Origin of the sequence: Halorubrum ejinorense (assembly GCF_039522565.1) — an archaeon.
Classification (GTDB): Archaea; Halobacteriota; Halobacteria; order Halobacteriales; family Haloferacaceae; genus Halorubrum; species Halorubrum ejinorense.
In genome coordinates this window covers 373,767-386,831 of record NZ_BAAADQ010000001.1, presented here as the reverse complement: position 1 = coordinate 386,831, position 13,065 = coordinate 373,767, and the positions used below count along the sequence as shown (strand labels likewise).

9 protein-coding genes are annotated in these 13,065 nt (G+C 67.3%); 3 read left to right on the top strand and 6 right to left on the bottom strand.

Annotation, left to right across the window (positions count from 1 at the left end):
• Positions 1–36: 36 nt before the first annotated feature.
• The 5 genes from ABDZ89_RS02000 to ABDZ89_RS01980 are packed head-to-tail and all read right to left on the bottom strand — an operon-like array spanning position 37 to position 6,066.
• Positions 37–1,140, bottom strand: a complete 1,104-nt coding sequence (locus tag ABDZ89_RS02000; RefSeq protein ID WP_343776178.1) for an oligopeptide/dipeptide ABC transporter ATP-binding protein — start codon at positions 1,138–1,140, stop codon at positions 37–39.
• Entirely contained in the window at positions 1,137–2,228 is a 1,092-nt protein-coding gene (locus ABDZ89_RS01995; protein ID WP_343776176.1) for an ABC transporter ATP-binding protein, read from the bottom strand. Before ABDZ89_RS01995 ends, ABDZ89_RS02000 begins: the two co-directional genes overlap by 4 nt.
• Positions 2,229–3,248 (bottom strand): ABC transporter permease, encoded by a 1,020-nt coding sequence (locus ABDZ89_RS01990; RefSeq protein ID WP_343776174.1) that lies wholly within the window; start codon positions 3,246–3,248, stop codon positions 2,229–2,231. It lies immediately after the preceding gene.
• Positions 3,235–4,239 (bottom strand): ABC transporter permease, encoded by a 1,005-nt coding sequence (locus ABDZ89_RS01985; protein ID WP_343776172.1) that lies wholly within the window; start codon positions 4,237–4,239, stop codon positions 3,235–3,237. Before ABDZ89_RS01985 ends, ABDZ89_RS01990 begins: the two co-directional genes overlap by 14 nt.
• Positions 4,240–4,260: 21 nt before the next feature.
• A complete protein-coding gene (locus ABDZ89_RS01980; RefSeq protein WP_343776170.1) occupies positions 4,261–6,066 on the bottom strand; it encodes an ABC transporter substrate-binding protein in 1,806 nt (601 codons plus the stop codon).
• A gap of 178 nt (positions 6,067–6,244) precedes the next feature.
• On the opposite strand from ABDZ89_RS01980, the gene ABDZ89_RS01975 reads away from it, so the two are divergent.
• From ABDZ89_RS01975 to ABDZ89_RS01965, 3 genes are read left to right on the top strand one after another with little or no spacing between them, the layout of a single operon-like run.
• Positions 6,245–7,567 (top strand): DUF7405 family protein, encoded by a 1,323-nt coding sequence (locus ABDZ89_RS01975; RefSeq protein WP_343776169.1) that lies wholly within the window; start codon positions 6,245–6,247, stop codon positions 7,565–7,567.
• Position 7,568: 1 nt separating this feature from the next.
• A complete protein-coding gene (locus tag ABDZ89_RS01970; protein ID WP_343776168.1) occupies positions 7,569–9,239 on the top strand; it encodes a CRTAC1 family protein in 1,671 nt (556 codons plus the stop codon).
• 54 nt (positions 9,240–9,293) lie between these two features.
• Positions 9,294–11,525, top strand: coding sequence for a glycoside hydrolase family 3 N-terminal domain-containing protein (locus ABDZ89_RS01965; protein ID WP_343776166.1), 2,232 nt, complete (start codon positions 9,294–9,296; stop codon positions 11,523–11,525).
• Here the strand turns inward: ABDZ89_RS01965 and ABDZ89_RS01960 are convergent.
• Positions 11,516–12,598, bottom strand: a complete 1,083-nt coding sequence (locus tag ABDZ89_RS01960) for a TrmB family transcriptional regulator (protein WP_343776164.1) — start codon at positions 12,596–12,598, stop codon at positions 11,516–11,518. The two genes, ABDZ89_RS01965 and ABDZ89_RS01960, sit on opposite strands and share 10 nt — an antisense overlap.
• Between the last annotated feature and the right edge of the window lie 467 nt (positions 12,599–13,065).

Below are 13,065 nucleotides of genomic sequence, written 5' to 3'. Positions count from 1 at the left end.
CGCTGACGCGGAAAAAAAGGTACCGCTGCGGGCGACTCAGTCCTCGACGGGCCGGCTGTCCCAGTACTCATGGTCCGGCTCGTTACGGAAGCAGGCGCTCTGGTGACCGCCCGGCTCGCCGCGCAGCTCCGGGGTCTCCTCGCGGCAGACGTCCCGCGCCTCCGGACAGCGCGTGTGGAAGCGACAGCCGCTCGGCGGGTTGACCGGGTCGGGAATGTCGATCTTGCGTACCGGCGGCTCGCCGGCGCCGCCGGCGTCGAGCGCTAGGCTCGGCGTCGCCCACCGGAGGACGTTCGTGTACGGGTGACCCGGATCCTCGATGAGCTCCTCCGCCGGGCCGACCTCGACGATCTCCCCGAGGTACATCACGCCGACGCGGCCGTCGCCGTGCTCGGCGAAGTACCGCGCGTTCGACAGGTCGTGCGAGATGAACACGAACGAGGTGTCGAAATCGTCCTGGAGGTCCAGCATGAGGTCCATCATCTCGACGCGGAGGGAGACGTCTAAGGCGCTTATCGCCTCGTCCGCGAGGATGAGGTCCGGGTTCATCAACAGCGCGCGCGACAGCGCGACGCGCTGTTTCTCCCCGCCGCTGAGCTGGTGGGGGTACCGGTCGGCGAAGTCCGCGGCCGGGTTCATCCCGACGCGTTCGAGCAGCGAGTAGATGCGCTCGCGGCGCTCGTTGACCCCGACGTTCGGGTGCGTCAGCTTGATCGGCTGCGAGAGGATCTCGACAATCTTCTGGTTCGGATTCAGCGAACTGCCCGGGTCCTGGTGGATGATCTGCAGGGACGAGCGGATCTCGTCGAACGGGATCTCCACGTCGCCGACGCCGTCTTTGGCCGCCCAGATGTCCTGTCCGCGGTACCGGACGCTCCCGCCCGTGGGGCGCTGGAGGCCGATCGTCGTCTTCCCGAGCGTCGACTTGCCGCACCCGCTCTCGCCCACCAGCGCGAGCACGTCGTTCTCCTCGATGTCCAGCGAGATGCCGTCGACGGCCCTGACGGTGTCCGGCTCCTCGAAGAACTCGAAGAGGCCCTGTTCCTTCTCGAAGTGGACCTCCACGCCGTCGAGCGACACGAGCGGTTCGTCGTCCCGCCCGGCGGCGGCGGACGAGCCGAACGCGTCCGACCGGCTCATGTTCCCCCCTCCGAGCCGCCGCTCGCGGCACCGTCCTCGGCGGTCTCGAAGTTTAACGTGATTCGCTCTCGGGCCTCCTCCCAGCGGTGACAGGCCGTTCGGTGGTTCTCACCCGTCTTGTAGAACTCGGGGTCGACCTCGCGGCACTCGTCCGTGGCGAGCGGACAGCGCGGCGCGTACGAACAGCCGGCCGGGACGTTGACCGGCGCCGGGCTCTGCCCCTCGATGGGTCGCATCTCCTCTAACGGCGCGTCGAGGTTCGGCGTCGAGTTGAGCAGCGCGCGCGTGTACGGGTGTCCGGAGTTCCCGATGAGCTGGTCGCGCGGCGCCACCTCGATGAGGTCGAACGCGTACATCACGGCCATCCGGTCGGCCAGCGCGGCCACCAGCGGCAGGTCGTGCGTGATGAACACCATCGTCAGGTCGTACTTCCGCTGGAGCTCCTCCAACAGCGTGAGGATCGACCGCTGCATCAGCAGGTCGAGCGCCGCCGTCGGCTCGTCCATCACGAGGACGTCGGGTTCGAGCACGAGCGAGAGCGCGATCAGCGCCCGCTGTGTCATCCCGCCCGACAGCTCGTGGGGATACGAGTCGAGCACGCGCTCGGGATCGAGATACAGGTCGGACAACAGCTCCCGGGCGAACTCCATTCCCTCGGACACGCGCGCGTCGTGGGCCTTCAGCGTCTCTTCGAAGTGCCCGCCGATCTTCATCGTGGGGTTGAACGAACTCATCGCGCCCTGGAACACCATCGCGACCTCCTCCCAGCGGAACTGGCGCAGCTCCTCGTCGCTGAGTTCGAGCACGTCGACGGTCGTTCCATCGGGGCGGTGATAAAGCACTTCGCCCGACAGCTGGCCCGGGTCGGGGATCGCGTCGAGCATCGCCGAGGCGAGCATCGACTTCCCGCTGCCGCTCTCCCCGACCACCCCGACGACCTCGTTGCGCTCGACGGAGAGGCTGACGTCGTCCAAGACGAACGACTCGCCGCCGTCGTAGGTGACCTTGGCGTTGTTCAGCTCGATTATCGGGTCGCTTTCGCCCGTCGGGTCGTCGTACCGTCCGTCGGCCGTCGTGTGTGATGCCATTCAGAATACCTCCGTCACGGTGTCGTCGTCGTCGTCGGCGACTGTCGATTTCGACTCGCCGGCCATCCGCGTCCGGACGCGGGGGTTGAACACGCGGTCCAGCCCCTGTCCGAGCAGGATGAGGCCGAGCGAGAGCCCCATGATCGCGACCATCGGGGCCAACAGCCAGTGGGCCGCCTGCCACGAGAACAGCGCCCCGTTGCTGTACGCGAAGTTGAGCGTCACGCCCCAGTTCTGCGCCGAGTAGGGCAAGACTCCGAGGAAGTAGAGCCCGACCGATGCGAACATGACGTAGCGCGCGGCGAACACGAAGTTGACCGTGATGTACGGCATCAGGTTCGGGATGATGTCCTTGACGATGATACGCGGCGTGCTGATCCCCATCGTCCGCGACGCCTCGACGTAGTTGTTCTCGCGGATCGTGAGCACCTGCGAGCGGAGCGACCGTCCGAGCCCGGCCCAGTAGCTGATGTTGATGATGACGCCGAGGACCACCGGGTTCTCCGGATTTAGCGTCACCGCCAGGATGATGACGAGCGGCAGCCCCGGAATCGCCATCACCAGGTCGGAAAACGACATCAGTCCGCGGTCCACGCTGCCGCCCTTGTAGCCGGCGACCGTGCCGATGACGACGGCAATCAGGGTCGCCCAGACCGCGCCGGCGGTGATCAGGATGAGGATGGTCGGCGTCGAGTGGATAATAAGCGCCATGAGGTCGACCCCCGACTGGGTCGTTCCCAGCGGATAACTCATGTCGGCGAACGGCCCGAGGAGCCGCGGCGCCTGACTCGTCGACGGCTCCCGCCAGAGGCCGAGCACCGCGACGAGCGCCATGAGGACGTAGCCGCCGATGATCAACAGGCCGAACCGGGTCCGCCAGTCGGACCACGCGACGAGCGCCGGCGTCCGCACCCGCGCCTCGTACGTCTCCTTGAGCCGTTCCCGCCTCGTCACGTCGGGCGACGAGGCGCTGTCGCCCCGCCAGTCGACGGCCGTGCTATCGGTCTCAGTAGGCTTCATCTGACTCACCTGCGCTGATCCGCGGGTCGATCCGGCTGTACGTCAGGTCGGCGACGAACACGCCGATCACGAGCGCCACGGTGATCACGAGGAACGTCCCCATCATCAGCGGGTAGTCGTTCGCGTTCAGCGCCGTGATCATGTAGTAGCCCAGCCCGGTGTACGAGAAGATCTGCTCTAAGATGACGGTCCCGCCGAGGCGGAAGCCGAGCAGCAGCAGGAACCCCGTGTACAGCGGGAGGATGGCGTTCCGCGCGACGTATCGGGTCGCGATACGCCCGTCGGAGAGGCCGCGCAGCCGCGCCACCTGAACGTAGTCGTTACCGAGCACCTGGATGCTGTTGCCCCGCATCGCGAGCGCCTGCCCGCCGGCGGCGCCGAGCGTGTACGAGACGATCGGCAGGATGCTGTGTTTCAGCGCGCTGACGACGAACGGGACGCTGAGGCTCCGGTCGACGCTGTTGCTGATCGTCCCCGCGGTCGGCAGCCAGCCGAACTGGTAGGCGAACACGTACAACAGGAGGACGGCCACCACGTAGAACGGCAGCGACATCATCGAGATGGAGACGCCGGTGACCACCTGGTCGAACCGGCCGCCCTCCCAGTACGCCTGTAGCGAGCCGAGGAAGATGCCCACGACGAACACGAGGATCGTCGAGACGAGGACGACGAACACCGTCCACGGCGCCGCCTTCGCCAGCACCGACACCACCGGCTCGCCGAGCGAGATCGACTCGCCCAGGTTGCCCTGTACCAGCGCGGTCATGTAATCGATATACTGCATCCACAGCGGCTCGTCCGGGCGGATGTTCTGGAGGTTCGCGATCCGGGCGTCGACCTCGTCGGCCGGGACCCCCTGCCGCAGCAACTGCGCCCGCAACAGCGTGAACGGACCGCCCGGGAGGAGCCGGACCAGACCGAACGTCAGCGACGCTACGAGGAAGATCGTGACGAACACCCTGGCGGTCCGCCGCACGTAGTAGTTGACCATTGCGTACTATGTGCCGTCGGATTACTCCGTCGCGCTCAGCTTCCCCTGCTTCGGGAGCCAGTGCGACGGCCACTTGACGCCGCGGGCCGGGTCGTCCGGGCCGACGACGTCCCAGTCGGCGTCGGTGAGCCACGACTGGTCGACCTTCCCGACCAGGCTCAACACCGGGATGTTCTGGTTGTGATGCCACGCGACGCGCTGGATCGTCTCCCGCGCCGCCGCCTCGTCTTGGGTCGTGGCGACCGTCTTGATCTCCTCGAGGGGGTCGATCGTCATCTCGCCGGAGCCGTCCATCGCGGGCACCGTCTTCTCACCCTCGGTGAACCCGTGCCCGCCGCTGATGTCCGGGATCTTCATCTGCCAGCGCAGCGGGAAGTACGGGAACGACGAGCGCGCGCCGCCGGGCAGCCAGTAGAGCGCGCCCATCGTGAAGTTCGACTCGATGTACCTGCTGAAGAAGTCGCCGATCGGGAGCGAGTTGATGTCGAAGTCGAAGCCGAAAGAGTTGAGCTGGTCGACGACGGTGTTCGTCGCCGTCGTCCAGTCGGTCCAGCCGGCCGGGGTGAGGTACTCGCCGCCGAGCGCGTTGCCGTCGCCGTCGCGCCACTTGCCGTCGGACTTCGAGTAGCCGGCCTCGCGGAGCAGCGAGGCGGCCTCCTCCGTCTGGGAGGCGTCCATGCCGTAGCTCTCGAAGCTGTCGAAGCGGTCGCCCAGCCGCGTCTCCTGGTCGGCCGGCGCGATACCGGTGACCTTCGGCGCCGGGTCCTTCGTCCGCGGCCCGGCGTTTTCGGCGACCTGCTGGCGGTTGATCACGTGCGCGACCGCCTGCCGCACCTCTCGCTTCCCGAAGTGCTCGTCGTTGTGGTTGAAGAGGGCGCCGTACCCCCACTTCGCCGGCAGTTGGACCTCTTCGACGCGGTCCGGGAAGTTCGCGACGGTCGTCGGCGGCGTGAACAGGCTCGTGACCACGTCGAGTTCGCCGCCCAAGAGCCCCTGCTGGAGCGCGGTGTTGTCGGTCCGCGTGAGCAGCTCGTACGTGCTGAAGTTCACGTTGTCCGCGGAGTGGAAGCTCTCGTTCCGCGTGAGCGTCCACCCCTGGTCGCGCTTCTCCTCGAAGTTGAACGGGCCGTTCCCGTGGATGTCCTCCTCCCACTTGAACTCCTGAACGGCCGAGGCGTCCTGGTCGACGAACTCCTCGTACACCGGCCCGTACGCGTGGATCCGGAGGTCGCCGTTCGCCAGCGTGTGCTTGATGATCTCCGGGTTCGTCGGCTCGGCGAGGTTCAGGACGACGGTCTTGTCGTCGCCGCCCTGCTCGACGCTCTCGACGTAGTCCCAGAGCGCGGAGCCGGTCTTCTCCATCAGGCGGAACTGCCGGATGACGTCGCTCGCCGTCACGTCGTCGCCCGTGTCCCAGGTGAGGTCGTCGCGCAGGGTGAGCGTGACTGCCGTCTCCTCGAACGACCACTCGTCGAGCCCCGCGAGCTCGAACTCCTTCGTCGAGAAGTTGTACGCGGCGAAGCGCTCGAAGATGTGGTTGCCGGCGATCCAGTCGTAGTTCTGGGTCCCCATCGGGTTCACGTGGAGGTTCGACGGCACGCCGTTGTTCGTGGCGCCGACGAGCGCGGTGTCGATCACGCCCGACCCGTCGCCGCCGTCGCTCCCGTCGCTCCCGTCGCCGCCGTTACTCCCGCTCCCACTGCCGCCGCCACCGCCGTCGTCACCGCCCGCGCAACCCGCGAGCGCCGCTGCCCCCGAGGCGCCCGCCGTGGCGACGAACTGCCGCCGGCTGACAATATCGCTATAGTCGTCGTTGGGATTTGCCATGTAACGGTTATCACGTTCTGTCATCTGTTATTAAATGTTATGGTAAATGGACTATCATGGACAATCTAGATCGCGTGCGGGCCCGCGATCCTGCCGACCAGAACCGAGATCTCTCGGTAGGACGCCCGAGCGTGACCGCGACAAAAGAATTAACCTGAGACACTCGTTACCACGGATGATGCCTTCAGACGAGAGTCGAGACATTCCGCGTCGTGCGTTCGTCCGTACCGCGGTGGCGATCGGCGGCAGCAGCGCCCTTTCCGCGTGCCTCGAGGCGGAGCGCGGCCGGCTCGGCGAGGCGCCGGGCTCGACCGACGGGGCCCCGGCCGACGCCGATCCGACGTTCCCGCGTGGGGATCCGAGTGCCGTTCCGGACGGCCAGCACCGCTGGGGGGAGTTCCTCGTCCGCGACGCGCACGGTAACACGGTCCCCCCGCAGCAGCTCGTCGGGATCGGGATGCGCTACGAGGGGTCGACGCCGCCGACGGACGCCGAGCGGGAGACTGTCGAGGAGGCGCTCCGAACGCTCGAACGAGCCTTCCAGTGGGGCACCGGAGGCGATGATGGCGCGCCGTTCCACCGCGGACTGCTCTTCATGCTCGGATACGCCCCGGCCTACTTCGACGCGGTCGGCGACGTCCCCGCGGGGCTCTCGACCCCGGAGTCAGTCCTCGAAGCCGTCGGCGAGGACCCGGCCCGCGCGGACGAGTACGACGCGGTGCTGATACTGACGAGCGACATCGGCTCGATCCTCCTCGCCGCGGAGGAGGCGCTGTTCGGCGAGCTCGACGAGCTCAACGGCCTCCCGGTCGAGTCGACGTTCGAGGGGGTGTTCTCGAAGGCCGGCCGCCACGTCGGCTACGTCGGCAAGGGGCTGCCGGCCGACAAGCTCGACCACGACGACGTTCCCGAGGACGCCCCGCTGTCGATGGGGTACAAGTCCGGATTCCGCGACAACCTCCCGAGCGAGGACCGCGTCACCATCGACGAGGGGCCGATGGCCGGCGGGACGACGATCGCCTCCTCGACGCTCCGGATCGACCTCGACCGCTGGTACGACCAGGGGCAGGCGGAACGGACCGCCGAGATGTTCTGTCCGGCGCACGACCCCGACGACGTCGGCGACACCGGCGACAAGCTCGGCGGCGACAGCGGCGTCACCGAGTCGCACGTCGAAGACATCGACGCCCACGCCGAGGAGTACGACCGCGTCGGCCACACCCAGAAGGTTGCCCGGGCCCGTGACGACGACTTCGAACCGCGCATCCTCCGGCGGACCGAGGGCGTCGCCGACACGGTCCGCGACGGCGCGGGGTTCCAGTTCAACGCGATCCAGGAGACGATGGCCGACTTCGTCGAGACGCGGAAGACGATGAACGTCGACGAGTACGACCACGACGTGCCCGCCGAAGACCACGGCATCACCGATTACCTAGAGACGCTCCGGCGCGGCAGCTACCTCGCCCCGCCCCGCGAGAAGCGCGCGCTCCCGGTGGTCTGAGATGCGACGAGGCCTGCGCGTCGGCGCCGTCTGTCTGTTCGTCCTCCTCGCCGGTTGCTCCGCCGCCGGGGTGTTCGCGACCGGAGGCGACGACCCGGCGACGGAGCCGCCGCGGATCCAGTTCGAGGACGCCACGGCGGAGGCGGGACTGGCGTACGAGGCGAGCGGCGGCGGCGTCGGCAACGGGAACTCCGGCGTGTACGTCGCCGACGTCGACCGCGACTCGTGGCCGGACGTCCTCGCTGTCGGCGGGGCCGAGCCGGCGCTGTTCGTGAACCGGAACGGGACGTTCTCGCGGCGGGGCTCGTTCCCGTCCGTCGACGGGGCAGTGAAGAGCGCCTCGTTCGTCGACGTCGAGGGGGACGGCTGGCCGGACCTCCTCCTCTTCGGCCGCGACGGGACGGTCCACGCCTTCGACAACGACCGCGGCACGTTCGAGCCGACCGACTACGGGCTCGGTACCCTCACGTACCCGCTCGGCGCGGCGGCCGCCGACTACGACGGCGACGGCGACACCGACCTCTTCGTCTACCAGTCGGGGTCGTGGCGCGAGGGGAAGCCCGCGGGCTACTTCAGCCCGAACGCCAGCATCGACGTCGACAACGGGAACCCGAACTACCTCTACGAGAACGTCGGCGGCGCCTACGAGCGCGTCCGGACCGACGATATCGAGGGGGCGCGCTGGAGTTTGGCGGCGAGTTTCGCCGACCTGACCGGGGACGGTCGTCCCGACATCCACGTCGCTAACGACTACAACAACGACACAATCTACGTGAACCGGGGTGGCGGGGGGTTCGAGCGGCGGTCGCTCGGCGGCTCGACGGCCCGCAACGGGATGGCGTCAGAGGTCGCCGACGTGACCGGCGACGGCCGGCCGGATGTGTTCGTCTCGAACATCTGGTTCCCCGACCTCGAAGCGAACATGGAGCCTGAGCGGTACGAGCGACTGAAACGCCTGCTCGATTACGTCATTCACTCGAGTCGGACCGAGGGGAACACCCTCCTCGTCAACCGCGGCGGCGGGGAGTTCACCGACCGCGCCGACGGTCTCGGTGTCCGCCGCGGCGGGTGGGGCTGGGCCGCGAGCATGACCGACTTCGACAACGACGGCGACCGCGACCTCGTCCACACGACCCAGCGGGTCATCAGGGTCGACCGCGAGGATCCGGTGTACACGCACCCGATGGTGTTCCAGTCCAACCGGAGCGTCGCGGGCGACGATGGGGCGTACGAGCGCGTCGAAAAGGAGACGAACGGAATGCGCGAGACCGACGGCCGGGGACTCGCCACGCTCGATTACGACCGCGACGGCGAACAGGAGCTCGTCGTCGCGACGTACGACGCCGAGTTCGTCGTCTACGACAACGCCGCGGTCGACGACCGGAACGGCCTCCAGTTCCGCGTCGTCGACGAGCGCGGCGCGACGGCGCTCGGCGCCGAAGTCACCGTGACGGCCGACGGAGAGCAGGTGGTCCGTCACACCTCGAACACCGACTTCCTCTCGCAGGACTCCCGGGTCGAACACGTCGGGGTCGGCGCCGGCGAGACGGTGTCGCTCCGCGTCGTCTGGCCGGACGGGACCGAGCGGCGCTTCGAGGACGTCAGCGCCGACCAGCGGCTGCGGATCACGAAGTCGGGGATCGTCGTCGTTTCCGGCGATTCGACCGCCTGATGGGGTTTTCCCGCCATCAAAAATTATAAACCAACTTGGTTACCCTCTATGCGTATGCAGTCAAGCAGCGAGCAACCCCTTTACAGAGACGAGACTGCCACTCTCTCGAACCGGGTCGAGGACCTCCTCGACCGGATGACGCTCGAAGAGAAGGCGGGCCAGCTCGTCGGCACGTGGGCCGGCCAACTCAGCGAGTTCAAAACGGTCGACGACGCCGCCGACGAGATCCGCGACCACCACCTCGGCGCGGTCGCGTCGTTCGGCTGGGGCGGCGCGGCGGACATGCGCCTGGACGACATCGTCGAGAACGTCAACCGGCTCCAGGAGGTCGCTCTCTCGGAGACGCGTCTCGGCATTCCACTGCTGTTCAACGTCGACGCCGTCCACGGCCACGCGTACGTCGCCGAGGGGACGGCGTTTCCGAACGGCCTCGGCGTCGGGGCGACTTGGGACGCGGAGGCGGCGGAGCGTGCCGCCGACGTCACGGCGACGGAAGTGCGGCGGTCCGGCGCGCACCAGAACTACTCCCCGACGTGTGACGTCGCCCGCGAACCGCGCTGGGGCCGCGCCTTCGAGACGTTCGGCGAGAGCCCGTACCTCTGCGGGAAACTGGCGGCCGCGAAGGTCCGCGGGTATCAGGGCGAGGGGATCGAAGACTCATCGTCCGTCATCGCGACGGCCAAGCACTTCCCGGCGTACAGCGAACCGGCCCGCGGCGAGGACGCCGCGCCGGTCGAAGTGTCCGAGTACGTGCTGCGGAACGTGTTCCTCCCGTCGTTCCTCGACGCGCTCGACGAGGGGGTCGAGTCGGTGATGCCCTGCTACAACGCCGTCGACGGCGAGCCGGCGCACGGGTCGCGGCGGTACCTCACCGACCTGCTCCGCGGGACGCTCGGCTTCGACGGGACCGTCGTCTCGGACTGGAACGGCGTCCGGATGCTCCACGACGACCACAAGATCACGGCCGACCACCGCGGCTCCGTTCGGCAGACGCGCGACGCCGGCCTCGACATCGCCTCGGTCGACGCCGTCGACCATGCCGAGCACCTCGTCGAACTCGTCGAGGAGGGCGAACTGGCCGAGTCGGCCCTCGACGAGAGCGTCGGGCGCGTGCTCGAACAGAAGTTCCGGCTCGGACTCTTCGAGGACGCCTTCGTCGACCCCGCTGAGGCGCGCGACGTGGTCGGCGCGGCGCCGCACCGAGAGGCCTCTCTCGAGGCGGCCCGGGAGTCGATGACGCTGTTGAAAAACGACGACCTGCTGCCGCTCGACGACGACGCCGACGTGCTGGTCGCTGGTCCGAACGCTGATGCCCCGGTCCACCAGCTCGGTGGCTGGAGCGTTCCCGATCCCGAGGGGACGGACATCGTCACCGTCCGTGACGGGGTAGAAGCGGTCACCGACGGCGACGTCGCATACGAACAGGGTGCGACGATGAACGACGAGCTCGACGTCGATGCGGCCGTCGACGCGGCCGCGGACGCCGACGTGGCGGTCGTCGCCGTGGGCGAGCCGTGGTACCTCCACGAGTTCGGGCCGACGGCCGACACCGGCACCGAACCGGACGAGTTCCCCAACCGGCACTCGCTTAGCCTCCCGGACGCGCAACGCGACCTCGTCGAGGCGATCCACGAGACGGGGACCCCCGTCGTCGGCGTGTTGATTACCGGTCGACCGCTCATCGTCGACTGGATGGCCGACAACGTGCCGGCGCTGCTCATGGCGTACTACCCCGGGACGATGGGCGGCCGGGCCGTCGCCGAGACGCTGTTCGGCGAGAACGACCCCGGCGGCCGGCTCCCGATCACCATCCCGAAGTCCGAGGGCCACCTGCCCGCCCGTTTCAACCACTTCCCGCACCCGACGCCGATCGGACAGGACGAACACCCCTCGTCGTACGACCCGCTGTTCGAGTTCGGCCACGGGCTCAGCTACGCCGAGTTCGAGTACGGACAGGTTACGCTGGCGGACTCCATCGTCGGCCCGCACGAGACGACGACGGTGGAGGTTCCGGTCGAGAACGTGAGCGACCGCGCCGGGACGGACGTCGTCCAGGTGTACGTCACCGACCACGCCAGCCCGACGGTGACGCCGGTCCGCGAGCTCCGCGGATTCGAGCGCGTCTCGCTCGAGGCCGGAGAGCGCGACTCGGTGTCCGTCGAACTCGACGCGGCGTCGCTCGGTCGGGTCGACGCCGAGGGCGTGCGACAGACCGCCGCCGGCGACTACTCGGTCCGCGTCGGTGAACAGACGGTCGGACTGCGCGTCGAGACGACCTACGACTGATCGACGCCGTCGAAGGAGATCGCTTCGAGCGTTATCTTCTGCGCTTCGATGTCCTCGAAGACGGCCCCCCAGCCGCCGATCGAGAGCTCCTCCGTCTCCGCGTCGAGCCAGACGACGGAGTACGTCGAGAGCCGCTCCAGCGACGGGCTGTGGTTGACGAATATGTCCGGGTAGTAGATGTTCGCGACCGTCCCGGTGACCGTCCGGAACTCCCGCGTCTCGACGTCGAGGCCGTCGATGGTCACCGCTACCGTCGCGCCGCCGTGATACACGTCGCTGATGTCGCGGATGAACTCCTTGAGGCTGATGTACGTCTTCGGAAGCCGCTGGTTCGACGACAGCGGCTCCCACGAGTACCAGAGACAGGTCTGGAAGTACCAGTGGTTGATAAACGAGAGGATGTTGTCGTTGATCAAGATCCCGTAGCTCTCCCCGGCGCGCGAGTTCGGCGCAAAGTAGGTCCGGCTCCGGTCGAGAACGGCGAGAAACGGGCCCGGAATCTTGACGACGCGCATCTCTAGGTTCGGCGCCGAGAGGTCCCACTCCTCGCTCCGCGCGGCCAGGTCCGGCTCGTAGTACACCGCGACGTGAATGACCACGTCCCGGTCGGCGGCCGCCTTCAGGTCCGTCCGCAGCGACTCGAACTGCTCGGCGGTCAACGCGACCTCGACGGCGACCTCGGCTTCCCGGATCTGCGTCCGGACGTGTTCGAGTACCGTCTCGGTGTGTTTGACGACGCCGACGCGGTGTTCGTTGAGGTCCGGCTGCTCCCAGCGGTCCTCGAGCTCCTCGGCGGCGTCGGTGAAGAGCTCCCCGCGCTCGCGCAGGTGCGTGAGGAGGTTGACGGGGTCCGACGGCTCCGCGTGAAGCCGGTCCTGATCGATGGTCTCGACGAACCCCTTCCCCTCCAGTGACCGAAGGGTCTCGTACACCTGTGAGGTCGGCACGCTGGACTTTTTGGCGACGTCGACGGCGGGGAGTCGTCCGTGGTCGACGAGCGTCAGATACGCCTCGGCCTCGTACCCAGTCAGGTCGGCGTTTTCCAGCGCTCGCTTGAGCGTGTCCCGGTCCATGGCTCACTCCTCGTGCCCCCGGTATGAATTTCTATCGCACGACACGACAGATATGTTCGAATACGTACGTGAAGTAGCGAGCTGTGTACCCGAATACAGAAATAAAAGTTGATAAATAGATTAGAACGCGTAATAACCTATAAAAGTGTTTCAGAGCCGTCTTGAACCGACTTTTAATTCACACGAGGCTCAAAAGATATCTAAATTGACTATTATTAGATCAGTATGTAGCGGCCGAACAAATATCTTTCACGGCAGGTTTCCCCGCTCGTTCGGTCACAGCGCCGGACCCGCGGGCGACCGGTCGTCGATTGTTGACCGCGCACCGATCTACGTACCATAACAAACGTAACGTTGTTATTTTGAAGCTGTGGCCGAGCCCCAGCGCCGGTTCGACCTTCGTGCCCGACCCTCGAACCGAGAGCGCCGTCGACCTCTCTCACGTGACTCGTTCCGCATCGTATAGG